Annotated in this window: 20 protein-coding genes; 17 read left to right on the forward strand and 3 right to left on the reverse strand. The window is 73.1% G+C overall.

Going from position 1 to position 24,661, the window contains the following annotated elements:
- Positions 1 to 27: 27 nt before the first annotated feature.
- A complete protein-coding gene (locus E0F75_RS26650) occupies positions 28 to 636 on the reverse strand; it encodes a DNA-binding response regulator (protein WP_229313379.1) in 609 nt (202 codons plus the stop codon).
- A 168-nt stretch (positions 637 to 804) separates the two neighbouring features.
- On the opposite strand from E0F75_RS26650, the gene E0F75_RS26655 reads away from it, so the two are divergent.
- From E0F75_RS26655 to E0F75_RS26710, 12 genes are all read left to right on the forward strand, one after another.
- Positions 805 to 2,334, forward strand: a complete 1,530-nt coding sequence (locus E0F75_RS26655; protein ID WP_229313381.1) for a multicopper oxidase family protein — start codon at positions 805 to 807, stop codon at positions 2,332 to 2,334.
- 38 nt (positions 2,335 to 2,372) lie between these two features.
- Positions 2,373 to 3,671 (forward strand): nucleotide disphospho-sugar-binding domain-containing protein, encoded by a 1,299-nt coding sequence (locus tag E0F75_RS26660; protein ID WP_229313382.1) that lies wholly within the window; start codon positions 2,373 to 2,375, stop codon positions 3,669 to 3,671.
- Between the two features lie 7 nt (positions 3,672 to 3,678).
- Positions 3,679 to 4,257: a dTDP-4-dehydrorhamnose 3,5-epimerase family protein gene (locus E0F75_RS26665; protein ID WP_229313384.1), complete on the forward strand. Its 579-nt coding sequence runs from the start codon at positions 3,679 to 3,681 to the stop codon at positions 4,255 to 4,257.
- Positions 4,258 to 4,301: 44 nt separating this feature from the next.
- Entirely contained in the window at positions 4,302 to 5,486 is a 1,185-nt protein-coding gene (locus E0F75_RS26670) for a nucleotide disphospho-sugar-binding domain-containing protein (protein ID WP_229313386.1), read from the forward strand.
- Between the two features lie 89 nt (positions 5,487 to 5,575).
- Positions 5,576 to 6,640 (forward strand): glucose-1-phosphate thymidylyltransferase, encoded by a 1,065-nt coding sequence (locus E0F75_RS26675; protein ID WP_229313682.1) that lies wholly within the window; start codon positions 5,576 to 5,578, stop codon positions 6,638 to 6,640.
- A complete protein-coding gene (gene rfbB, locus E0F75_RS26680; protein ID WP_229313388.1) occupies positions 6,637 to 7,620 on the forward strand; it encodes a dTDP-glucose 4,6-dehydratase in 984 nt (327 codons plus the stop codon). Before E0F75_RS26675 ends, rfbB begins: the two co-directional genes overlap by 4 nt.
- Positions 7,617 to 8,615 carry an NAD(P)-dependent oxidoreductase gene (locus tag E0F75_RS26685; protein WP_229313390.1) on the forward strand — a complete coding sequence of 333 codons (999 nt, stop codon included), beginning with the start codon at positions 7,617 to 7,619 and terminating at the stop codon, positions 8,613 to 8,615. Before rfbB ends, E0F75_RS26685 begins: the two co-directional genes overlap by 4 nt.
- Positions 8,612 to 9,922 carry a lipopolysaccharide biosynthesis protein RfbH gene (rfbH, locus tag E0F75_RS26690; protein WP_229313392.1) on the forward strand — a complete coding sequence of 437 codons (1,311 nt, stop codon included), beginning with the start codon at positions 8,612 to 8,614 and terminating at the stop codon, positions 9,920 to 9,922. The genes E0F75_RS26685 and rfbH overlap by 4 nt, the downstream gene beginning before the upstream one ends.
- On the forward strand, positions 9,919 to 11,334 hold the full coding sequence (locus E0F75_RS26695) for an NDP-hexose 2,3-dehydratase family protein (protein ID WP_229313394.1): 1,416 nt from the start codon (positions 9,919 to 9,921) through the stop codon (positions 11,332 to 11,334). Before rfbH ends, E0F75_RS26695 begins: the two co-directional genes overlap by 4 nt.
- Positions 11,331 to 12,356: a Gfo/Idh/MocA family protein gene (locus E0F75_RS26700; RefSeq protein ID WP_229313396.1), complete on the forward strand. Its 1,026-nt coding sequence runs from the start codon at positions 11,331 to 11,333 to the stop codon at positions 12,354 to 12,356. Before E0F75_RS26695 ends, E0F75_RS26700 begins: the two co-directional genes overlap by 4 nt.
- 219 nt (positions 12,357 to 12,575) lie before the next feature.
- The gene (locus tag E0F75_RS26705) at positions 12,576 to 13,583 is read left to right on the forward strand and encodes a beta-ketoacyl-ACP synthase III (RefSeq protein ID WP_229313398.1); all 1,008 of its coding nucleotides are present in this window, start codon (positions 12,576 to 12,578) and stop codon (positions 13,581 to 13,583) included.
- The gene (locus tag E0F75_RS26710) at positions 13,580 to 14,146 is read left to right on the forward strand and encodes a flavin reductase family protein (protein ID WP_229313400.1); all 567 of its coding nucleotides are present in this window, start codon (positions 13,580 to 13,582) and stop codon (positions 14,144 to 14,146) included. The genes E0F75_RS26705 and E0F75_RS26710 overlap by 4 nt, the downstream gene beginning before the upstream one ends.
- A gap of 85 nt (positions 14,147 to 14,231) precedes the next feature.
- Here E0F75_RS26710 and E0F75_RS26715 read toward each other — a convergent pair whose 3' ends face one another.
- Together E0F75_RS26715 and E0F75_RS26720 are read right to left on the reverse strand one after the other, a co-directional pair.
- Positions 14,232 to 15,788, reverse strand: a complete 1,557-nt coding sequence (locus E0F75_RS26715) for a cell wall metabolism sensor histidine kinase WalK (RefSeq protein WP_229313402.1) — start codon at positions 15,786 to 15,788, stop codon at positions 14,232 to 14,234.
- A gap of 8 nt (positions 15,789 to 15,796) precedes the next feature.
- Positions 15,797 to 16,519: a response regulator transcription factor gene (locus E0F75_RS26720; protein WP_229313404.1), complete on the reverse strand. Its 723-nt coding sequence runs from the start codon at positions 16,517 to 16,519 to the stop codon at positions 15,797 to 15,799.
- Between the two features lie 180 nt (positions 16,520 to 16,699).
- Between E0F75_RS26720 and E0F75_RS26725 the strand changes: the two genes are divergently transcribed.
- The 5 genes from E0F75_RS26725 to E0F75_RS26745 all read left to right on the forward strand — a co-directional run bounded on the left by E0F75_RS26725 (position 16,700) and on the right by E0F75_RS26745 (position 24,574).
- Entirely contained in the window at positions 16,700 to 19,132 is a 2,433-nt protein-coding gene (locus E0F75_RS26725; protein WP_229313406.1) for an MMPL family transporter, read from the forward strand.
- Positions 19,133 to 19,396: 264 nt separating this feature from the next.
- Complete coding sequence (locus tag E0F75_RS26730; protein ID WP_229313407.1) at positions 19,397 to 20,230, forward strand: M55 family metallopeptidase; 834 nt, start codon at positions 19,397 to 19,399, stop codon at positions 20,228 to 20,230.
- Positions 20,223 to 21,557, forward strand: a complete 1,335-nt coding sequence (locus E0F75_RS26735; protein WP_229313410.1) for a M20/M25/M40 family metallo-hydrolase — start codon at positions 20,223 to 20,225, stop codon at positions 21,555 to 21,557. The genes E0F75_RS26730 and E0F75_RS26735 overlap by 8 nt, the downstream gene beginning before the upstream one ends.
- Before the next feature lie 42 nt (positions 21,558 to 21,599).
- A complete protein-coding gene (locus E0F75_RS26740; protein ID WP_229313412.1) occupies positions 21,600 to 23,600 on the forward strand; it encodes a prolyl oligopeptidase family serine peptidase in 2,001 nt (666 codons plus the stop codon).
- Positions 23,597 to 24,574 (forward strand): LD-carboxypeptidase, encoded by a 978-nt coding sequence (locus tag E0F75_RS26745; RefSeq protein WP_229313414.1) that lies wholly within the window; start codon positions 23,597 to 23,599, stop codon positions 24,572 to 24,574. Before E0F75_RS26740 ends, E0F75_RS26745 begins: the two co-directional genes overlap by 4 nt.
- Positions 24,575 to 24,661: the final 87 nt, after the last annotated feature.

Here is a 24,661-nt window from a genome sequence, read left to right on the forward strand (position 1 = left end):
CGCCCGCCGGCGAGTGTCCGCCCGCCGCTACAGCCAGCCGGCGTCCCGCGCGATGCGTACCGCGTCCAGGCGGTTACGCGCGTGGAGTTTCGAGACGATCGACGTCAGGTAGTTGCGGACCGTGCCCGCCGACAGATGGAGCTGCTCGGCGATCTGGGTCACGTCCGCACCGTCCGCGGCCAGCCGCAGCACCGTCGTCTCCCGGGGCGTCAGCGGCTGCTGCCCCCCGCTCTCCCACGCCGACATCGCCAGCTCCGGGGCGACGGCCAGATGCCCGGCCGCCACCCGCCGTACCCCCGCGGCCAGTTCGTGGGGCGGAGCGTCCTTCAGCAGATAGCCGCCGACCCCGGCCGCCATCGCCCGCCGCAGGGTGCCCGGCTGGTCCAGGCTCGTCAGGATCAGGGTCCGACAGGACGGCAGCCGCTCCCGCAGCTCCTCGGACGCGGCGATCCCGTCCATGCCCGGCAGGTCCACGTCAATCACGGCCACGTCGGGGCGGTGCCGCTCCGCCATCGCGACGATGCAGTCACCGCGCTCGACCTGGGCCACGACCAGCAGATCGGGTTCGAGGCTCAGCAGGGCGGCCAAGGCCCCCCGCACCATGTGCATGTCCTCGGCGAGGAGTATGCGAATCATGAGTCCCCCTTCTCACCCGGTGATCATAATCAGCCCGGGGCGTCTGGCGAAGGGGTCCGGCGAAGGGCTCCCGTCAAGGGGGAACGGCGACCCCGCTCCGCACCAGGTGAAGGCTCTTCTAGCGGCCGTCGAGCGGCAGTTGAGGCTCTCTGCCTAACTTCCCGCCCTGTGAAGCCGAATCGCAGAGTCCTCCTGAAAGCCGCCGTCGCGGGCGGCGCCGTCGCCCTCGTCCCCGCCGGGCTCGCCATCGGCGGGTCGGAGGGCGAGCAGACCGTCGCCGGCCACGCGGGTGCCGGCGGCCACGGCGGCCACGCGGGTGCCGGGGAGCACGGAGCGGCGGGTCAGCAGGCGCCCGCGGCCCTCGGCGCCCTCGCCGAGTCCGAGGTCTTCGCCCATCCGATGCCGCTGCCCCGTGTGCTGCGGCCGGTCTCGGTCACCGCGCGGGCGGACGTCTACGCGATGCGCATGCGCGAGGCCGAGACGGAGCTCGTCAAGGGCGTCAGGACCAGGGTGCGGACGTACGACGGCAGCCTCCCCGGACCCACCCTCCGCGCCTTCCGCGACCGGGAGGTGATCATCCGTCAGTACAACGACCTGCCCGTACAGGCCGCCGTCCACCTCCACGGAGGGCACGTGCCCTCCGCCCACGACGGTCTCCCGATGGACGTGATCGAGCCGGGCGCGTACCGCGAGTACCGCTATCCCAACACCCAGCGGGCCGCCTCCCTCTGGTACCACGACCACGCCCACCACCTGGAGGCGGAGAACGTCTACCGGGGACTGCACGGCACCTACCTCCTGGGCGACGCCGAGGAGTCGGCGCTCCCGCTGCCCCGGGGCCGGTACGACGTGCCGCTGGTCATCCGCGACGCCCGCGTCGAGGCGGACGGCACCCTCACCTACACGCGACCGGACCTCTGCCCGCACATGCTGGTCAACGGCAAGGAACGGCCGTACTTCGAGGTCGCCGCCCGCAGGTACCGGTTCCGGCTCTACAACGTCTCCGTCAACCGGCACATCACCCTCCGCCTCGCCGACGGCTCCGCCTTCCAGCAGATCGCCACCGACGGCGGTCTGCTCGAAGCGCCCGTGGAGCGGACCGAGATCACCCTCGCCGGTGCCGAGCGCGCCGAGATCGTCGTCGACTTCTCCCGCCACCGGGTCGGCTCGTCCCTCGTCCTGGAGAACACCGCGGCCACCGCCACCGAACGGCCCGAGGTGCTGCGCTTCGACATCGTCCGCAAGGCGCTCGACCTCAGCGGCGTCCCCCGCCGGCTGACCGAACTCCCCCCGGTCCCCACCTCCGGCACCGAGCGCGAGTTCGTGCTCGGCCTCGTGCCCCGGCCGCAGATCAACGGACTGCAGTACGACCCCGAGCGGGTCGACGTGGAGACCGTGGTCGGCAGCACCGAGATCTGGACCGTCCGCAACGGCGACGCGCCGATCCCGCCCCCGAACTTCCATATCCACCACAGCTTCCACACCCACCTCGTGCAGTTCCGGGTGCTGGACCGCAACGGCGTGCCCGTGGGCCCCGGCGAGGCGGGACTCAAGGACACCGTCGTCATCGCCCCGGGCGACACCGTACGGATCGCCATGACCTGGGGCGACTACACCGGCCAGTACGTCTACCACTGTCACCAGCTCGGGCACTCCTCGGCCGGACAGATGGGCCGTATCGACGTCAGGAACGCCTGAGCCGCGCGTCGGCACGGGCCCACCCGAAAGGAGAGCCCATGCGGGTTCTGCTCACCCTCTTCCCGGGCGCCGCCCACCTGTACCCGGTCGTTCCGCTCGCCCGAGCCCTGCTCGCGGCCGGACACGAGGTACGGGTCGCGAGCCACCCCGAGCTCACCGGCGCGATCACCGCCGCCGGTCTTGCGGCCGTCGAGATCGGCGACCCGGTCGACGTGCCCGCCCTGGTCGGCGCCTGCGCGAGTGACGACCGGCTCGACCGGATCACCGGCGCCCTCGACATCGCCCCCGGCGACCCCGGCAACCGGCGCAACGTCATCCGCTACTACATGCTCGCCGGGTTCTCCCTCTACCACCCCGCCGCGCCCGCCGCCGGGGCGCCCGGCGTCCCGGGGCGCGGCTCGGCCACCGACGACCTCGTCGCCTTCGCCCGCTCCTGGAAGCCCGACCTCGTCCTCTGGGACCCGCTCGGCTTCGCCGCCCCGATCGCGGCCCGCGCCGCCGGCGCCGCCCACGCCCGCCTGCTCTGGGGCATCGACTACTTCGGCTGGATGCGCTCCGCCGAGAACCGCAGGCGGGCCGCCGCCCTCCCCGGGGGCGATCCGGTCGCCGCCGCCATGCGCCCCGAACTGGAGCGCCACGGCCTGGAGTTCGACGAGGAGCTGCTGCTCGGCCAGTGGAGCGTCGACCTCATGCCCACCGGGATGCGGATCACCGACGAGGTCCGCTACCAGCCCGTCCGCCGCGTCCCGTACACCGGCGGCGGCGCCGTGCCCGAGTGGCTCCACGGCCCCGCCGAGCGCCCCCGCGTGGTCCTCACCCTCGGCGTCAGCACCCGCAAGATGTTCGCCGAGGAAGCCGGCTTCCCCATCTCCGAACTCCTGGAGATGGTCGCGGGCCGTGACATCGAACTGGTCGCCACCCTCGACCGCGACCAGCTCGCCTCCGTCCGCAGCATCCCGGAGAACGTCCGCACCATCGACTACGTCCCCCTGGACCAGCTGCTCCCCACCAGCTCCGCCATCGTCCACCACGGCAGCGTCGGCACCTTCGGCATCGCGGCCGCCTACCGGGTCCCCCAGCTCATCGTGCCCGTCGAGGGCGGAGACGGCGTCGTCGTCGCCCAGTACCTGGAGGACCGCGGCGCCGGCCTCTCCATGGGCACGGGCGGCTTCACCGCACCCGAGCTCTGGAAGAACCTCGAACGTCTGCTCGGTGAGGCCTCCTTCCAGGCCGCCGCCGACGCCCTCCACGCCGACAGCCTGGCGAGTCCCAGCCCGCTGGACGCCGTGCCCGCGCTGGAGGCCCTCACCGCCCATCACCGCGCCGGGAGGCGGTGAACCGGCCATGCGCTTCACCGAACTGGCCGTCCCCGGCACCTGGCTGGCCGAACCGAACCCGCTGCACGACGACCGCGGCTCCTTCTTCGAGGCGCTGCGCACCGAGGAACTCTCCCGGGTCGTCGGGCGGCCCTTCACGGTCCGCCAGATCAACTACTCCGTCTCCCGGCGCAACACCCTGCGCGGCATCCACAGCGTCACCGTGCCACCGGGCCAGGCCAAATACGTGACCTGTGTGCGCGGCGCCCTGCGGGACATCGCCGTGGACCTGCGCGTGGGATCGCCGCACTTCGGCACGTACACCGTCAACCACCTCACCGCCGACTCCGGGGCCTGTGTCTACGTGCCGGAGGGCGTCGGACACGGCTTCCTCGCCCTCACCGACGACACCACCATCTGCTACGTGCTCTCCAGCGGCCATGTGCCCGGCACCCAGATCGACATCAACCCGCTCGACCCCGACCTCGCACTGCCGTGGGGCTTCACCGACCCCCCGCTCATCTCGCCCAAGGACGCCGGCGCGCCCGGCGCCGTCGAGGCCGCCGCCGCCGGACTCCTCGCGGACTGGCAGCCCGCCGCCTCCTGAGCGCCACCGACCCGACCACCGAACCACCCACCGCAGGAGGACCCATGCGCGTCTTGATGATCGGCACCCCCGTCTCCAGCCACCTCGCGCCGCTGGTCCCGCTGGCCTGGGCGCTGCGGGCGGCCGGGCACGAGGTGCTCGTCATCGGCCAGCCGGACATCATGGGGATGGCCGCCGCCGCCGGGCTGAACGCCGTCAGCGTCGGCGAGCGCTTCGAGGTCGAGGAGGTCCTCAGGGAGAACCTCGGCGAGGACGAGCGGCTCATCGACACCCACGCCGAGCCGGAACCCCAGGTGATGGAGGACTACTTCGCGCTCTGGTTCGGCCACCAGAGCGCGAAGCTGCCCGAGTACCTGGAATTCGCCCGCGCCTTCCGGCCGGACCTGCTCGTCTGCGACCTCCTGGAGTACACCGCCCCGGTGATCGGCGCCCTCCTCGGCGTCCCCGTCGCCCGCCACCGCTGGAGCGTCGACTTCCTCACCGGCTTCGTCCGCCCCCAGGCCCGCGTCGCGCTCCTCGACACCTGTCGTGCGCTCGGCCTCGACGCACTCCCCGACCCGACGATCGTCCTCGACCCCTGCCCGCCGTCGCTGCAGCTCCCGGACGCCGAGCCCGGCACCCCGATCCGGGCCGTCCCCTTCAACGGCAACGGACAGGTCCCCGAGTGGCGGCGCCGCGAATGGGGCACCGACCGGCCGCGCCGCCGGGTCGCGGTCTCGCTCGGCCTGCGCACCCTCACCCTCGGCGGGGTCCCGCACGTCCGCCGTATCCTCCAGGCGTTCGACGGCCTCGACGACACCGAGGCGATCGCCACCGTCGAGCCCGAGTACCGCGAGGCCATCGGCCCGCTGCCGGACCACGTCCGGCTCATCGATCCCACCCCGCTCCATCTGCTCTTCGGCTCCTGCGACGCGGTCGTCCACCACGGCGGCGCCGGCACCACCATGACCTCCATCGCCCACGGCCTGCCCCAACTGGTCCTGCCGCAGCTGGCGGACATGTTCGCCACCGGGGAACGGCTCGCCGCCCGCGGCGCCGCCGTCACCCTCGCCGAAGCGGCCCGCCAGGACGATCCCGAGGAGCTGCACAAGGCCCTCGACCGCATCCTGGGCGAGCCCGCGCACACCGTCGCGGCCCGTGAGCTGCGGGCGGAGATGGAGGCCATGCCCAGCCCCGCCCGCGTCGTCCAGGACCTGGAGCGACGGGTGCGGGACACGCGGCCGGTGTGAGCCGCGTTCGAGGCCGACTCCAGCAGACCGGCGCAGGATCGTGGTCCGAGCCGGCAGAAGAGGACGCCACCCCCATGAGAGGAACTCCGATGAAGGCTCTGGTGCTGTCGGGCGGTTCCGGCACCCGGCTGCGACCGTTCAGCTACTCCATGCCGAAACAGCTCATCCCCATCATCAACAAACCGGTGCTCGAACACGTCCTGGAGAACGTCCGGGCGCTCGGCATCGTCGACGTCGGCGTCATCGTCGGCGACCGGGGACCACAGATCGCCGCCGTCATCGGCGACGGTTCCCGGCTCGGCCTGGACATCACGTACATCCCCCAGGACGCGCCCCGCGGCCTCGCCCACACCGTGGCCATCGCCCGGGACTTCCTCGGCGAGGACGACTTCCTCATGTACCTCGGCGACAACATGCTGCCCGACGGCATCGAGGAGATCGCCTCGGACTTCGCCGCCGAACGCCCCGCGGCGCAGCTCCTCGTCCACAAGGTCGCCGACCCCCGCGCGTTCGGCGTGGCCGAGATCGGCCCGGACGGCATCGTGGAACGGCTCGTGGAGAAGCCCGCCGTACCCCGCAGCGACCTCGCCCTCATCGGCGTGTACTTCTTCACCCCGGCCATCCACGAGGCCGTCGCCGCCATCGAGCCCAGCGCGCGGGGCGAGCTGGAGATCACCGACGCCGTCCAGTGGCTCGTCGAGCGGGGTGCCGTCGTCAGGGCGAGCCGCTACGAGGGCTACTGGAAGGACACCGGCCGTGTCGAGGACGTCCTCGAATGCAACCGCCGGATGCTCGACGGACTCGAGGGCCGGGTCGACGGCGAGGTCGACGCCACCAGCACCCTCACCGGCGCCGTGATCGTCGAAGCGGGCGCGCGGATCGTCGGCTCCCACGTCGTCGGGCCGGCCGTCATCGGCGCCGGCACCCTCGTCGAGAACAGCCACGTCGGCCCGCACACCACCATCGGCCGGGACTGCGTCCTGAGCGACACCCGGCTCGCGTACTCCATCACGCTCGACGGGGCCACCGTCCGCGGTGTCAGCGGCCTCCACGGCTCGCTCATCGGACGCTCCGCCACCGTCGGCCCGGCCGAGGCGACCGGCCGGCACCGGCTCGTCGTCGGCGATCACACCCACGTGGAGGTGGCGGCATGAGGCTCCTGGTCACCGGCGGCGCCGGATTCATCGGTTCGCACTACGTCCGGACCCTCCTCGACGGCGGATACGAGGGGTACGAGGACGCCCACGTCACCGTGCTCGACATCCTCACCTACGCGGGCAACCGGGACAGCCTGCCCGCCGACCACCCCCGGCTCGACTTCGTCCGGGGCGACATCTGCGACCTGCCGCTCCTGATGGACCTGCTCCCCGGCCACGACGCCGTCGTCCACTTCGCGGCCGAGTCCCACGTCGACCGGTCCCTCGAAGCCGCCGCCGACTTCGTCCACACCAACGTCCTGGGCACCCAGACCCTGCTGGAGGCCTGCCTGCGCACCGGAGTCCCCAGGGTCGTCCACATCTCCACCGACGAGGTGTACGGCTCCATCACCGAAGGCTCCTGGACCGAGGACTGGCCCCTGCTGCCCAACACCCCCTACGCGGCCTCCAAGGCGGCCGCCGAGATGATCGCCCGCTCCTACTGGCGCACCCACGGCCTCAACCTCTCGGTGACCCGCTGCTCCAACAACTACGGCCCCTACCAGCACCCCGAGAAGCTCATCCCGCTCTTCGTCACCAACCTCCTCGAAGGCAGGCCCGTGCCGCTCTACGGCGACGGCCGCAACGTGCGGGAATGGCTGCACGTCGACGACCACTGCCGGGCCATCCAGCTGGTCCTCACCCGGGGCCGGGCCGGCGAGGTCTACAACATCGGCGGCGGCAACGAACAGACCAACATCGAGATCACCGAACGGCTCCTGGACCTCTGCGACGCCGACGCCTCCCTGATCCGCTGGGTCGCCGACCGCAAGGGCCACGACCTGCGCTACTCCATCGACGAGACCAGGATCCGCGAGGAGCTCGGCTACGCCCCGCGGACCCCCTTCGACCGAGGACTGGCCGAGACCGTCGCCTGGTACCGGGACCACCCCGACTGGTGGAAGGCGGCCAAGAACACCGAGGACGGCACCGCGTGAACATCGTCCTCCTCGGCGCCGGCGGCTTCCTCGGCGCCCACCTCCACCGCGGCCTCACCGACGCGGGCCACCGGGTGGTGCCCTTCGCCGGCACCGGCGCGGGCGGACTCGACCTCGCATCGGCCGCACCCGGGCGCATCGCCGCCGCCGTCGCCGACGCCCTCGGCGACCCCGACGGGACCGACGGGACCGACGACGGCGCGGTGGTCAACGCCGCCGGCCGCGCCTGGAACACCGACGAGGCGGGCATGCGCGCGGGCAACGCCGAACTCCCCGCGCGGGTCGTCCGGGCGCTCGCCCTCCTCGCCCGTCCGCCCCGGCTCGTCCAGCTCGGCACGGTCCACGAGTACGGCGCCGGCACCAGCGGCACACCGACCCCGGAGACCACCCCGCCCGCCCCGGTCACCCCGTACGGGCGCACCAAGCTCCTCGGCACCGAGGCGGTGCTCGCCGCCGCCGGGACCGGCCGGGTCCCCGGCACGGTGCTGCGGATCGCCAACGTGGCGGGGCCCGGCGCCCCCACCGGCAGCCTGCTCGGCTCGGTGGCCGCCCGGCTGACCGCCGTCGCCCGCACACTCGACGCGGCCCCGGACGGCGGGGCCGGCCGGGCCCCGGTCGAGCTGCGGCTGCCGCCGCTCCGGGCCCGGCGCGACTTCGTGGACGTACGCGATGTCACCGACGCCGTCCTGCGGACCCTCACCGCCCCGCTCGACCGGGTCTCCGGCCGCGTGATCAACATCGGCGGCGGGGCGGCCGTCCACACCCTGGAGCTCGTACAGCGGCTCGTCGACCTCAGCGGGCTCCCCGTCAGGACCGTCGAGGAGACCGTGCCCGGAGCGCCGGCCCGGCACGACACGGAGTGGCAGCAGCTGGACATCACCCGTGCCGCGGAGCTGCTCGGCTGGCACCCCGGCCACTCCCTCGACCACGCGCTGCGGGACCTCCTCGCGGCCTCATCCGCCGGCAACGGCACGGCAGGAAGGACAACGCGATGAGCGACCACCGGGCGCTTGTGCTCGACGAGGTGCGCAAGTACCACCAGGAGCAGGAGCAGCGGGCCGACAGGGGCTTCGAGCCCGGCGTCACCGAGATCTGGCCGTCCGGAGCCGTCCTCGACGAGGAGGACCGGCTCGCGCTCGTCGAGGCCGCGCTGGAGATGCGGATCGCCGCCGGCCGCAGCTCCCGCAAGTTCGAGTCGGCCTTCGCCCGCCGGCTCGGCCGCCGCAAGGCACATCTGACCAACTCCGGCTCCTCGGCGAACCTGCTCGCCGTGTCCGCCCTCACCTCCCCGCACCTGGAGGACCGCAGGCTGCGGCCCGGCGACGAGGTCATCACCGTCGCCGCCGGATTCCCCACGACCGTGAACCCGATCCTCCAGAACGGTCTCGTACCGGTCTTCGTCGACGTCGACCTCGGCACCTACAACACCACCGCCGACCGGGTCGCCGCGGCCATCGGACCCAAGACCCGGGCGATCATCATCGCGCACGCCCTCGGCAACCCCTTCGAGGTCGCCGAGATCACCCAACTCGCCGAGGAGCACGAGCTCTTCCTCATCGAGGACAACTGCGACGCCGTCGGATCCCTCTATGACGGCAAGCTCACCGGCACCTTCGGCGACCTCACCACCGTCAGCTTCTACCCGGCCCACCACCTCACCATGGGCGAGGGCGGCTGCGTCCTCACCTCGAACCTGGCGCTCGCCCGCATCGTGGAGTCGCTGCGCGACTGGGGCCGGGACTGCTGGTGCGAGCCCGGCGAGAACGACAAGTGCCTCAAGCGCTTCCAGTACCAGATGGGCACCCTGCCGGCCGGGTACGACCACAAGTACATCTTCTCGCACGTCGGTTACAACCTGAAGGCGACGGACATCCAGGCCGCCCTCGGCCTCTCCCAGCTCACCAGGCTCGACGACTTCATCGACGCGCGCAAGCGGAACTGGCGCCGGCTGCACGACGGACTCGCGAGCGTCCCCCACCTGCTGCTGCCCAGCGCCACCCCGCGCAGCGACCCCAGCTGGTTCGGCTTCGCCCTCACCGTCGACGTCGAAGCACCCTTCACCCGCGCCGAGTTCGTGGACTTCCTCGAAGGCCGCCGGATCGGCACCCGACGGCTCTTCGCCGGCAACCTCACCCGCCATCCGGCCTACATCGACCAGCCGCACCGGGTCGTCGGCTCCCTCGTCAACAGCGACGTCATCACCGACCAGACGTTCTGGATCGGGGTCTACCCGGGGCTGACCGACGAGATGATCGACTACGTGGTGGACTCCGTCAAGGAGTTCGTGGGGGCCCGCGGATGAGCCGGGCCACCCCGACACGCCCCCCGCGCACCCTCCTCGGCGGCGCCCCCCTGACCTCCCGCGAGGACACGGGCATCGCCGCCCGGCTGGCCCGCTCCGCCCGCGAACGGGTCAGCCGCGCCCCCGGCCCCCGCGACATCACCGGCTGGCTCGCCGAGCGCGCCGAGGCCACCGTCTTCGGGGTCGAGCGCATCCCCTTCAGCGCCCTCGACGGCTGGTCGTTCGACCCGGACACCGGCGACCTCGGGCACCGCAGCGGCAGGTTCTTCACCGTCCAGGGCATGCACGTCACCCATCAGGACGGGCCGTTCCCCGAGTGGCGCCAGCCCATCATCAGCCAGCCGGAGGTCGGCATCCTCGGCATCGTCGTCAAGGAGTTCGACGGCGTCCTGCACTTCCTCATGCAGGCCAAGATGGAGCCCGGCAACCGCAACCTGCTCCAGCTCTCGCCCACCGTCCAGGCCACCCGCAGCAACTACACCAAGGTGCACCGCGGCGCCGACGTGAAGTACATCGACCACTTCGTCCGCCCCGGACGCGGCCGCGTCCTCGCCGACGTGCTCCAGTCCGAACACGGCTCGTGGTTCCTGCGCAAGTCCAACCGCAACATGATCGTGGAGGCCGTCGACGAGGTACCCCTCCTCGACGACTTCTGCTGGCTGACCCTCGGTCAGATCGACGCGCTCCTCCACGAGTCCAACACCGTCAACATGGACGCCAGGACCGTCCTGTCCTGCCTGCCGCACGGCGGCGACTCCCGCGCCCTCCACTCCGACGTCGAGCTGCTGTCCTGGTTCACCGCCGAACGCTCCCGGCACGACGTCCACACCCGGCGCATCCCGCTCGCCGAGACCTCCGGCTGGCACCGCGGCGCCTACTCCATCGACCACGAGGACGGCCGCTACTTCCGGGTCGTCGCCGTCGACGTACGGGCCGGGAACCGCGAGGTGACCCGCTGGAGCCAGCCCCTCTTCGAGCCCGTCGCCACGGGCGTCACCGCCTTCCTCGTCCGCGAGGCCGGCGGCGTCCGCCACGTCCTCGCCCACGCCCGCGTCGAGGGCGGCTTCCTCGACACCGTCGAACTCGGCCCCACCGTCCAGTACACCCCCGACAACCACGCCCACCTCACCGGTCCCGACCGGCCGCCGTTCCTCGACGCGATCCTCGCGGCCGCCCCCGAACGCATCCGCTACGAGGCGGTCCACTCCGAGGAGGGCGGACGCTTCCTCAACGCCGAGAGCCGCTACCTCCTCGTCGACGCCGACGAGGCGACCCTCGCCGCCGACCCGCCGCCGGGCTTCCGCTGGGTATCCGAGAGTCAGCTCACCTCCCTCGTCCGCCACGGCCACTACGTCAACGTCCAGGCCCGCACCCTGCTCGCCTGCCTGCACGCCACCCGGGAGCCCCGATGAGCGGGCCGCTGCGGCTCGGCCTCCTCGGCTGCGCCGACATCGCCGTCCGCCGGATGCTGCCCGCGATCGCCGCCCACCCCGACCTGGAGATCGCGGTGATCGGCAGCCGCGACCCGGACCGCGCCAAGGCCGTCGCCGAGCGCTTCGGCGGCCGTCCCGCGGCCGGGTACGACGCCGTGCTCGCCGCCGATGACGTCGACCTCGTCTACGCCCCCGTCCCGGCCGCCCTCCACGAGACCTGGGTGGCCGCGGCCCTCGACGCGGGCAAGCACGTCCTGGCGGAGAAGCCGCTGACGCTCGACGCCGAGCACACCCGGCGGCTTCTCGACCGCGCGGCCGGCCTGGGCCTCGCCGTCGTCGAGAACGTCCTCTTCGTCCACCACCCCCAGCACGCGGCGGTACGGCGCCTCGTCGCCGACGGCGCCATCGGCGAACTCCGGTCCCTGCACGCCACGTTCACCGTCCCCGAGCCGCCCGATGACGACATCAGGCACCGGCCGGAACTCGGCGGCGGCGCCCTGTGGGACGTCGGCGTCTACCCGCTCCGCGCCGCCCTCCACCTCCTCGGCCCCCGGCTCACCGTCACCGGCGCCGCGCTCACCGCCGGAACCGGGCGCCGGGTCGACACCGCGGGCGCCGCCCTCCTGCGCACCCCCGACGGCATCACGGCCCAGCTCACCTTCGGCATGGCCCACGCCTACCGCGCCCGCTACGAACTCCACGGCAGTACGGGCCGGATCACCGTCGACCGCGCCTACACCCCGCCCGCCGGCCTCACCCCGCTCGTCCGGCTGCACGGCCCCGACGGCAGCCGTGACGTCCCCCTCGCCCCGGCCGACCAGGTCGAACGCGCCCTCACCGCGCTCGTCACCGCCGTCCGCGGCCGGTCCGCCCCCGACCCGGCCGTCCTGCGCCAGGCCGAACTCCTCACCGAACTGCGCCGGTACGCCGGCCCGCCGGACCCGAGGACCACGGGTCCCGCCCGACCCGGCCAAGCCCGATCCGACCCTGACCTGACCTGACCTGACCTGACCTGACCTGACCCGATCCGACCGGGCCGGATCCGAGCCGATCCGACCGGGCCGGATCCGAGCCGATCCGACCGGGCCGGATCCGAGCCGATCCGGCCCGACCCGAACGAGAGGCCCCGACCCACCACCCGCATCCGGGCGGAGCCGTACGCACGCACCTCCCCGCACAGCGGCATCCGGCCGAGCGCCGGCCGCGGAAACGAGTCGACGATGCCCCCAGTCAGCCTGCGCACCCCCGCGCACGGTCACAGCCGCATCCTCGGGGTCGGCGGTCACCGGCCGCGACGGGTGGTCGGCAACGCCGAGATCTGCACGCGGATCGACTCCACCGAGGAGTGGATCGAGACCCGGAGCGGCATCCGCGAACGCCGGTTCGCCGAGCCCGACGAGACCCTGCCCGTGATGGCCGTCTCCGCCGCCGGCAAGGCACTCGCCCACGCCGGCGTGCCGGCCGCCGAGATCGATCTCGTCCTCCTCGCCAGCATGTCCAACCTCCTCCAGACCCCGCCGCTCGCCGTCCGGGTCGCCCACGAGCTCGGCGCCCACCGAGCCGCCGGAATCGACCTGTCCGCCGCCTGCGCCGGCTTCTGCCACGCCCTCGCCGTCGCCTCGGACGCGGTCACCGCCGGCAGCGCCCGGCACGTCCTGGTCATCGGAGCCGAGCGGATGACGGACATCGTCGACCCGGAGGACCGTACGATCTCCTTCCTCTTCGCCGACGGCGCCGGAGCCTTCGTCGTCGGCCCCTCCGACACCCCCGGCATCGGACCGGTCGTCCGGCGGGCGGACGGTGCCCACGCCCACGCGCTGCGCATGACCGCGGGCTGGGACGCGTTCGCCGAGGCCCCGGGGGAGACCGGCCGTCCCTGGATGCGGATGGACGGCAGGCGGGTGTTCCGCTGGGCCATGGAGGAGGTCGCCCCCGAGGCGGCCCGCGCCCTGGACCTCGCCGGCGTCGCCCCGGCCGACCTCGGGGCCTTCGTCCCGCACCAGGCCAACCTGCGGATGATCGAGCTGATGGCCGAGCGCCTCGGCCTCACCGGGCGCACCGCCGTCGCCCGGGACGTGGTGCGGACCGGCAACACCTCCGCCGCCTCCGTGCCCCTCGCCCTCGACGCCCTGCTCGAACGGGGCGAGGCGCGCAGCGGCGAACCGGCCCTGCTCCTCGGCTTCGGCGCCGGCCTCAACTTCGCCGGACAGGTGGTGCTGCTGCCGTGACCAGCCGCAGCCCCCACGCCGCCCTCACCGCACCCGGCCACGAAGGCGCACCCGGTCGCGACGCCGCGGCCGGGGTCGACCCCGCCGACTTCCGCGCCGCGATGGCCCGGTTCGCCGCCGGTGTGGTCGTGGTGACCACCCGGGCCGCCGACGGCAGCCCCCGCGGCTTCACCGCCACCTCGTTCTGCTCGCTCTCGCTCGACCCGCCGCTCGTCCTCGTCTGCCTCTCCCACTCCTCCTCGTCCTTCCCGGACTTCGACGCGTGCGAGGAGTTCGCGGTGAGCATCCTGCGCCGGGAGGACGAGGCCGTCGCCCGGCTCTTCGCGACCTCCGGCGCCGACCGGTTCCCCGACGGGGAACAGGCCCACACGCCCTCGCTGCTGCCGGTGGTGGGCGGGGCGATCGGCCAGCTGGACTGCACGCTGCACGCCCGCCACCGCGCGGGCGACCACACCATCATGATCGGGCGGGTGGACGGCGTCCGGCTCGCCCCCGGAGAACCCCTCGTCTACTACGACCGGGCCTTCGGCGCCCTCGCGTCGGGCCCGCACCGGGCCCCGTGACGGGGGCGCGGGCAGGCCACCCCCGACCGGCCTGCCCGCGCCCCACCACGCCGTTCGCACCACGCTGCCCGCACCACGGCTCGCGTCAGGCCGTGAGCTCCGTGTCCGGGAAGCGGACCTCGACCGTCATGCCCTCGCCGAGCCCGGTCTCCACCCGCAGCGTGCCGTCGTGGGCCTGCACCACCGCCTGCACGATCGACATCCCGAGGCCACTGCCGCCGGTCCTGCGGGCCCGGTCGGGGTCCGCCCGGAAGAAGCGGTCGAAGATGCGCGCCGCGTCCTCCGGCCGCATCCCGGGACCGTCGTCCCGGACCCGGAGCAGTACGGCCTCGTCCTCGCGGGTCACCTCCACCGTGACCGGAGCCTCGGGCGGGGTGTGGACGGAGACATTGCTGAGCAGATTCGCCACGAGCCGTCGGAGCAGTCCCTCGTCGCCGAGGACGGGCACCCGCTCGTCCTCCACCTTCAGTGCCCCCGCCTCCGTCACCGGCCGCCCCGGCTGGACCGCCAGCAGGTCCACCGCGGCCTCCCGCGCGAGCAGGGCGAGATCCACCGGCCGCCGCTGCGGCTGCGGCTGCTGCTCCAGGCGCGCCAGCGCGAGCAGCTCCTCCACCAGACGGTTCATCCGGTCGGCCTCCGAGGCGATCCGGCCGATGGCCCGCTCCTGCTCCTCGGGGCCCAGCATGCCCTTGTCGAACAGCTGGGCGTAGCCGCGGATGGTGGCCAGCGGGGTCCGCAGCTCGTGCGAGGCGTCGGCGGCGAACCGCTTCACCTGCTCCGACGCCTCCTCCCGGCAGCGGAAGGCCGTCTCGACCTGCTGGAGCATGGAGTTGAGCGCCGTCCGCAGCTCGGCGACCTCGCTGCTGCCGCCGGCGGTCGAGATCCGGCTCCCGAGATGGCCCGCCGCGATGGCCGATGCCGTCTGCACCATGTCCTCCAGCGGGCGCAGCCGACGGCGGGCGGCCCGCTGCGTGAGCAGCGCGAGGAGGGTCAACAGGGCTGCGCTCACCAGGAGTTCGAGGAGGAAGAGCTTCTTCACCGTGGCCATCATCCCGGCCATCGGGGCGGTGCTGAGCAGGATGCCGCCCCCGGTCACCCGCTGGGCGCCCACCCGGTACACCTCCCCGTCCAGCCGTACGGAGGCCCCCTCGCCCCGGTCCGCGAGCGCGACCGGGGAGACGGAGGCGGCCAGGGCGTCGGCGTTCCGACGGGGCCCGTCCGGCTCCCGTACACAGGAACGGACGACCCGGCCGCCGGAGTCGAGCAGCGCGTAGGGCGCGGAGCGGTGCAGGACCGCGGAAGGCACGGCGGCGCAGGGGTCGGAGGAGACGGACGAGGGGGAGACGGACGAGGGGAAGGCGGACGAGGGGGAGCCGGACGAGGGGAAGGCGGACGGGGGGGAGGCGGAGGCCCGTACGTCCTGGACGTCCTGGCGCAGGGTGTCGTCGAGCTGCCCTATCAGGATGGTCCACACCCCGACGAGCGAGGCGGCCATGGCGAGGAGCAGGCCGAGGGCGAGCAGGGCCACGTTGACGAGGGTGAGGCTGCCCCGTAGCGAACGTGGCCTGCGTAACGCCGACTTCACCGGGGAGGCCGGTCCCGGGGCGGCCGGGGTGGATGCGGCGACCTCCGTCGCCTTCACGGCCCCGTTCATCCCGTCGCCGCCCGCAGCCCGTACCCCACACCGCGCCGCGTCACGATGAGGGGTGCGCCGAACCGGTCCAGCTTCCGGCGCAGATAGCTGATGTACGTCTCCACCACGGTCGACTCCACGGCCGAGTCGTAGCTCCAGACATGACGCAGGATCTGCTCCTTGGTGACCACGCGGTCCGCGTTGCGCATCAGGTAGCGCAGCAGGTTGTACTCGGTCGGGGTGAGGTCCACGGGCCGGCCCGCCCGCCGCACGGTGAACGTCGCCTCGTCCAGTTCGACGTCGAGGTGCCGGAGCACGTCCCGGGGTGCCCGCTCCTCACTGCTCCGCCGGGTGCGGCGCAGCACCGAGCGGACCCGGGCCACCACCTCGTCCACGTTGAACGGCTTGGTGATGTAGTCGTCGCCGCCGAGAGCGAGCCCGCTGACGATGTCCTGGGGCGCGTCCCGTGCGGTGAGGAAGATGATCGCGGTGTCCCAGGACTCCTCCCGCTCGCCGCGGAGCCGGCGGCACACCGTCCAGCCGTTGCCGTCGGGGAGCATCACGTCGAGCAGGATCAGATCGGGACGGTGGCGCTCCGCCAACTCCAGGGCCTGGCTGCCCGATGCGGCGAACAGTACGGACAGACCGTGGAACTTGAGCGTGATGCCCAGTACATCGGCGATGCCGGGCTCGTCCTCCACGATGAGCACCGTGGCGGGTCTGCTGGTGTCGAGGTCCATGCCCCCAGTATCGGGCCGTCCCGTCGCGTCCTTCTGGGGAAACGGCTGACGGCTGGTTGAGAGTTCCCTGTGAGAAGCCGGGGAGACTCCAGGCGCTTCTGGTCCACCCGCCCTCCGCCGCTCAGGCTGATCGACAGATGGCCGAGAGACCTGAGTTCGACTGGACAAGGAGTGGTGGACGTGGGGACATGGGCACGATGGTGCTTCCGGCACAAGTGGGTGGTGATCGCGCTGTGGGTCGTCGTGCTGGTGGGCACGATCGGCGCGAGCAGCTCGCTCGGTGACAAGTACGCCAATGTGTTCGACCTGCCGGGGACGGATTCCTCCAAGGCGATCTCGCTGATGCAGGAGGCCTTCCCCGAGCAGGCCGGCGAGACCGACACCGTCGTCTGGCGGGTCGACGAGGGCAGCGTCCGTGACGACGAGGTCCGCACGAAGATGACCGCCGCCCTGGAGAAGGTCGCCGCGCAGCCGGACGTCGGCTCGGTCGCGAGCCCCTACGGCGAGACCGGTGCCGGGCAGATCAGCGAGGACGGCCGCACCGCCTACGCGAGCGTCACCTTCACCAAGCAGGGCAACGAGCTCGAGATCGAGCAGATGAAGAACCTCATCGAGACGGCCAGGGCCCCGGCCGGCGACGGGCTCGCGGTCGAGGTCGGCGGCGCCACCGTGGCGCTCGCCGAGGCGCCGCCGGCCCACCTCAGCGAGATCGTCGGCGTCCTCGCCGCCGCCGTCGTCCTCTTCCTCGCCTTCGGCTCCCTCTTCGGCATGCTCCTGCCGATCATCACGACCCTCTTCGCGGTCGGCACCGCCTCCGCCACCATCGCCCTGCTCAGCCGGGTGACCACGGTGCCCGAGGTGTCGACCTGGCTCGCGATGCTCGTCGGTCTCGGCGTCGGCATCGACTACGCCCTCTTCATCGTGACCCGCCACCGCAAGGGCATCCTCGCGGGCAAGGCTCCGGAGGAGGCGGCCGTCACCGCCGTCAACACCTCCGGCAGGGCCGTCATCTTCGCCGGCGGCACCGTCTGCATCGCGCTCCTCGGCATGTTCGCCCTGCGCATGAGCTTCCTCAACGGCGTCACGATCTCGGCGGCCCTCACCGTCGTCATCACCGTCATCGCCGCCATCACCGTCCTCCCCGCGATGCTGGGCGTCCTCGGGATGCGCGTCCTCAGCCGCCGCCAGCGCCGCCGGCTCGCCGCCGAGGGCCCGAAGGCCGAGAACGAGGCCCGTCTCACCGCCCGCTGGTCGCTGTACGTGGAGAAGCACCCACGCGTCCTCGCCGTCGCCGCCTTCGCGGCCATGCTGGTGATCGCCGTACCCGCGCTGTCGCTCCGCCTCGGCACCTCCGACCAGGGCAACAACCCGGAGACCAGCACCACCCGCCAGGCGTACGACCTGCTCGCCGAGGGATTCGGCCCCGGCTTCAACGGTCCGCTCCAGGTCGTCGCCGAGGTGCCCGGCCCCCAGGACCGGAGCGCCCTGGACGGACTGGTCGAGCGGCTGCGGAGCACCGAGGGCGTGGCCCAGGTGGTCGCGGTGCCGACCGGGGAGAACTCCAAGGTCGCCATCGTGCAGGTCGTGCCCACCACCAACCCGCAGTCCGAGGAGACCTCGCAGCTGATCGAGCGGATCCGCGAGGACGTCGTGCCCGCCGCCGAACAGGGCAGCGCCATGCGCGCGTACGTCGGCGGAGGCACTGCCCTCGGCGAGGACTTCGCCGACACCCTGGCCGGCAAGCTGCCCGGCTTCGTCGGGGCCATCGTCGCCCTGGGCTTCCTGCTGCTGCTCATCGCCTTCCGCAGCATCGTGGTCCCGCTCACGGCGGCCGTCATGAACCTGATCGCCGCCGCGGCCTCCTTCGGCGTGGTGGTGGCGATCTTCCAGTGGGGCTGGGGCGGTGAGTTCCTCGCCGCCGGACGGCCGGGACCGATCGAGGCGTTCCTGCCGGTCATCATGCTGTCCCTGCTCTTCGGGCTCTCGATGGACTACCAGGTCTTCCTGGTCAGCCGGATGCACGAGGAATGGGTCCACACCCGCGACAACGCGCGCGCGGTGCGGGTCGGCCTCGCCGAGTCCAGCCGGGTGATCAACGCCGCCGGCGTGATCATGATCTGCGTCTTCAGCGCCTTCATGCTCAGCGGACAGCGGGCCACCGCCATGTTCGGCCTCGGCCTGGCCGGAGCGGTCGCCCTGGACGCCTTCATCCTGCGGACCGTGCTCGTGCCCGCCCTGATGCACCTGTTCGGCGCCTCCAACTGGTGGCTGCCGGGCTGGCTCGAGAAGCGGCTGCCGCACTTCGCCGTCGAGCCGCCGGAGGAGACCGAGACCGCCCACGACGGACTCGTGGTCCACGGATTCGTCCACACGGCGGACGGCTCCCCGGTCGAGGGGGCCGCGATCACCCTGCTGGCCGGCGACGGCAGCCAGATCGACCGGGTGCTCTCCCACGTGGACGGCGGCTACGTCCTGACCGCTCCCGAGCAGGGCCTGTACGTGGTGTCGGTCGAGGCCCGCGACCACACCCCGCACACGTCGGACGTCTCCGTCGGCGCCGTCCCGGTCCAGCGCGACCTGCGGCTCGCCCCGGCGGACACCCGGGCGCACTGACCGCGGCCCGCGGCCTCCACGGCCGCGGGCCCCCGCGAACGACCCCCTCCGCAATCCCCCGCCGGAGGGGGTCCTCGCATGTCAGGACCCCCTTGGAACCCCCTCCGGACCTCGCACGAGACCCGGACCAAGCTCTCGCACCGGACCCCGCACCGGACCTGCGCAGACCCCGCACCGCACCCCGTCCGGGCCGCCAATGGGCCAGGCCAATGACGTTTTCCACAGGGGTGGTACGGCCGCCGGGCTGCGCGTACGGTGCCAGTCATGAAGATCCTCATCAGCGCCGACATGGAGGGCGCGACCGGTGTGACCTGGCCCGCCGACGTGCTGCCCGGCACGCCCCAGTGGGAGCGGTGCCGCGCGATGTTCACCTCCGACGTGAACGCCGCCGTGCTCGGCTTCTTCGACGGCGGCGCCGACGAGGTCCTCATCAACGAAGCGCACTGGTCCATGCGGAACCTGCTCCTTGAGCGGCTCGACGAGCGGGCCGAGATGCTCACCGGCCGACACAAGTCCCTCTCCATGGTCGAGGGCGTCCAGCACGGGGACGTCGACGGCATCGCCTTCGTGGGCTACCACACCGGCGCCGGCACCGAGGGCGTCCTCGCCCACACCTATCTCGCCAACTCGATCACCGGCGTCTGGCTCAACGGCGAGCGGGCCGGCGAGGGCCTGCTCAACGCCCATGTGGTTGCGGAGTACGGCGTCCCCGTCGTCCTCGTCACCGGCGACGACCTGACCTGCGAGGACGCCCTCGGCTACGCGCCGGAGGCCCCCAAGGTCGCCGTCAAGGACTACGTCTCGCGGTACGCGGCGGTGTGCCGGACCCCGGCCAGAACCGCCGCCGACATCCGGGCGGCGGCGAAGACCGGCGCCGCCCTCGCCGTCCGCCACGAGCCGGTCCACGGCGGCCCCTTCACCGTGGAGCTGGAGTTCGACGCCGAGCACCTGGGCGCGGCCGCCACGGTGGTTCCCGGCGTGGCGCGCGGCGCGGAGCGGCGCGTCGCGTACACGAGCGAGACGATGTACGAGGCAATCCGCACGTTCAAAGCGGTCACGACGATCGTCTCGGCCGCGGTGGAGGAGCAGTATGGCTGAGGAGGTCCGGGGCCCGGACACGACGGCGCTCGACGAGGTGGTCACCTTCACCTCCGAGCTCATCCGCATCGACACGACCAACCGGGGCGGCGGCGACTGCCGTGAACGGCCCGCCGCCGAGTACGTCGCCGAGCGCCTCGCCGACGCCGGCATCGAACCCACCCTCCTGGAGCGGACCCCCGGCCGCACCAACGTGGTGGCGCGCATCCCCGGCACCGACCCCTCGGCCGAGGCCCTCCTCGTCCACGGACATCTGGACGTCGTGCCCGCCGACCCGGCCGAGTGGACCACCCACCCCTTCTCCGGCGAGATCCGCGACGGGGTCGTCTGGGGCCGCGGCGCCGTCGACATGAAGAACATGGACGCGATGGTCCTGGCCGTCGTCCGCTCCTGGGCCCGGCAGGGCATCCGGCCGCGCCGCGACATCGTCCTCGCCTACACCGCCGACGAGGAGGCGAGCGCCGAGGACGGCTCCGGCTTCCTCGCCGACCGCCACGCCGCGCTCTTCGAGGGCTGCACGGAGGGCATCAGCGAGTCCGGGGCCTTCAGCTTCCACCCGCAGCCCGGCACCACCCTCTACCCGATCGCCGCGGGGGAGCGGGGCACCGCCTGGCTCAAGCTCACCGCCCACGGTCGTGCCGGGCACGGCTCCAAGGTCAACACGGCCAACGCCGTCACCCGCCTCGCCGACGCCGTCGCCCGGATCGGCTCGCACACCTGGCCCGTCCGGCTCACCGCCACCGTCCGCGCCGCCCTCGCCGAACTCGCCGCGCTGTACGCCATCGACATCGACACCCGCGCGCCCCACCTCGACGTGGACGTCCTCCTCGACAAGCTCGGACCCGCCGCCGCCCTCGTCGCGCCGACCGTCCGCAACAGCACCAACCCGACGATCCTCGACGCCGGCTACAAGGTCAACGTCATCCCGGGCCAGGCCGTCGCCTACATCGACGGGCGGACGCTGCCGGGCACCGAGGAGGAGTTCGCCGAGACCATGGACGAGCTGACCGGCCCGCACGTGGAGTGGGAGTTCCACCACCGCGAGGTCGCCCTGGAGGCCCCCGTCGACTCGCCGACCTTCGCGAAACTGCGGGCCGCCGTCGAGCGTTTCGACCCGGAAGGGCACGTCGTTCCGTTCACCATGTCCGGCGGCACCGACGCCAAGCAGTTCTCCCGGCTCGGCATCACGGGCTACGGCTTCTCGCCGCTCCGGCTGCCCCCGGACCTCGACTACGGGGCCCTCTTCCACGGCGTCGACGAACGCGTCCCCGTGGACGCGCTGCACTTCGGCGTCAGGGTGCTCGACCACTACCTGAAGTCGGCGTAGGACCGTCATCGTTCGCGTAACACCGTGACAGGGGGAGCTGGGATGAAAACGATCGCCGCCCACGGCAGCTGGCCGTCACCCGTCGACGCGGCGCTCGCCGCCGCCCACGACGGGCGGCCCGAGTACCCCGGCGTCGTCGGCGACGAGCTGTGGTGGACCGCGCCGCGCCCCGCCGAGGGAGGCAGGCGCGCCCTCGTGCGACGGCGCGCCGACGGCACCGAGGAAAGCCTGCTGCCCGCCCCGTGGAACGTCCGCAGCCGGGTGATCGAGTACGGCGGCCTGCCCTGGGCGGCGGTCCCGCGCCCGGCCGGCGGACCCCTCGCCGTCTTCTGCCACTTCCCGGACCAGCGGCTCTACGCCCACGAGCCCGATGCCGCTCCCGGCGCCGTGCCCCGGCCCCTCACCCCCGTCTCCGGGACCGGCGGCGGACTGCGCTGGGTGGATCCGGTCATCCACCCCGACCGGGGCGAGGTGTGGTGCGTCCTGGAGGAGTTCACCGGCCCCGCCCCGACCGACGTACGCCGGGTGATCGTCGCCGTACCCCTCGACGGCTCCGCCGCCGACGACCGCGCGGCCGTACGCGAACTCTCCGACGGGCGCCACCGGTTCGTGACCGGCCCCCGACTCTCCCCGGACGGCCGCCGGGCGGCCTGGATCGGCTGGGACCACCCCCGGATGCCCTGGGATGGCACCGAGGTCCAGCTCGCCGACGTCACCCCCGACGGCACCTTCGACCGGGCCGGGACCGTCGCGGGCGGGCCCGCCGAGTCGATCCCGCAGGTCGACTGGGACGCGGCGGGACGGCTGCTCCTCGTCAGCGACCGCACCGGCTGGTGGAACCTCTACCGGGCGGAGATCGACGCCGACGGCGGCCTGGGCGAACCGGCCGCGCTCTGCCCCCGGGCCGAGGAGTTCGGCGGACCGCTCTGGAAGATCGGGCTGAACTGGTTCACCCCCCTGGAGAACGGTCTGGTCGCCGTCGTCCACGGCAAGGGCACCACCAGCCTCGGCATCCTCGACCCCGACCGCGGCGCGCTCGCCGACGCCGTCGGCCCCTGGACCGAATGGGCCCCGACCCTCGCCGCCCACGGCAGCCGCGTGGTCGGCATCGCCGCCTCCCCGCACAGCTTCTACGAACTCGTCGAACTCGACACCCGCACCGGCCGCAGCCGGGTCGTCGGCGCCGCCCACACCGACGCCGTCGACCCCGCGCACCACCCCGAACCCCGCGTCCGTACCTTCACCGGCCCCGGCGGACGCGAGATCCACGCACAGATCTACCCGCCCCACCACCCCGGCTTCACCGGCCCCGAGGACGAACTCCCGCCCTATGTGATCTGGGCCCACGGCGGCCCCACCGGACACGCCCCCCTCGTCCTCGACCTGGAGATCACCTACTTCACCTCGCGCGGCATCGGCGTCGCCGAGGTCAACTACGGCGGCTCCACCGGCTACGGCCGGGAGTACCGCGAGCGGCTGCGCGAGCAGTGGGGCGTCGTCGACGTCGAGGACTGCGCGGCCGTCGCCGCGGCACTCGCCGCCGAGGGTACCGCCGACCCGGCCCGGCTCGCCGTCCGCGGCGGCAGCGCCGGCGGCTGGACGACCGCCGCCTCCCTCGTCTCCACCGACGTGTACGCCTGCGGCACGATCATCTACCCCATCCTCGACCTGCGGGGCTGGGCCACCGACGAGACCCACGACTTCGAGTCCCAGTACCTCCACGGACTCATCGGATCCATCGACGACGTCCCCGCCCGGTACAAGGAGCGCTCGCCCATCGAGCACGTCGACCGCGTCACCGCGCCCTTCCTGCTGCTCCAGGGCCTCGACGACGTCATCTGCCCACCCGCACAGGCCGAGCGCTTCCTCACCCGCACCGCCGGCCGGGGCGTCCCGCACGCCTACCTCGCCTTCGAGGGGGAGGGCCACGGCTTCCGCAGGGCCGACACGATGGTCCGCGCCCTGGAGGCCGAACTCTCCCTGTACGCCCGGACCTTCGGCATCACCCGGACGGACGTGCCCGACCTGGAGTACCGCACGTGACGGCACCCGACCCCGCCCTCCCCGCCCCGGTGGAGGCCCGGCCCCGGGTCGGCTCGCTCACCAGGCCCGCACGGCTGCGGCCCGGCGCCCGGGTCGCGGTCGTCGCCCCCGCCGGACCCGTCCCCGAGGAGCGGCTGCGGGCGGGGCTCGACATCCTCCGCGGCTGGGGCCTCGACCCCGTCGTCGCCCCGCACGTCCTGGACACCCACCCCACCCTCGGCCACCTCGCGGGCGCCGACCGGGCCAGGGCCCGGGACCTGACCGAGGCCTGGTGCGACCCCTCGGTCTCCGCCGTCCTCTGCGCGCGCGGCGGCTTCGGGGCCCAGCGCATGGTCGACCTCGTCGACTGGCGGGCGATCAGGGAGGCCGGGCCCAAGGCGTTCGTCGGCTACAGCGACATCACCGCCCTGCACGAGGCCTTCGCCGTCCGGGCCGGCTACTCCACCCTGCACGGTCCGATGGTCGCCGCGGGCACCTTCCTCTCGGACCCGCGCACCCAGGAGTCCCTGCGGGCCACGCTGTTCGCGCCCGAGTCGGTACGCACGCTCGGTCTGGACACGGCACGAACCCTGGCGCCGGGCCGCGCCCACGGCGTGACCCTCGGCGGCTGCGTCAGCCTCCTCGCCGCCGACCTCACCACGCCCCACGCCCGCCCCTCGGCCCGCGGCGGCCTGCTGCTCCTGGAGGACGTGGGGGAGGAGCCGTACCGACTGGACCGCATCCTCACCCAACTCCTCCGCTCCGGCTGGCTCGACGGCGTCGCGGGCATCGCCCTCGGCTCCTGGGCGGAGTGCGGCCCGTACGAGGAGATCCGAGCGGTCCTCATGGACCGTCTCGGCGACCTCGGCGTCCCGGTCGTGGAGGAACTGGGCTTCGGCCACAGCGAGACGGCCCTGACCATGCCGCTCGGCGTGTCGGCCGTCCTGGACACGGAGAGGAACACCCTCACCCTGGACGTCCCGGCCCTGCGCTGAGATTCGGACGAACGGGGGGCCGGGCCGCCCGAGTCACCCCGCGACGGCCTTCACTGAATCTCCGTCAATAACCTTCGTCCGGCGCAT

Origin of the sequence: Streptomyces sp. CB02980 (genome assembly GCF_014451325.2) — a bacterium.
In the GTDB taxonomy this organism is placed as follows: Bacteria; Actinomycetota; Actinomycetes; order Streptomycetales; family Streptomycetaceae; genus Streptomyces.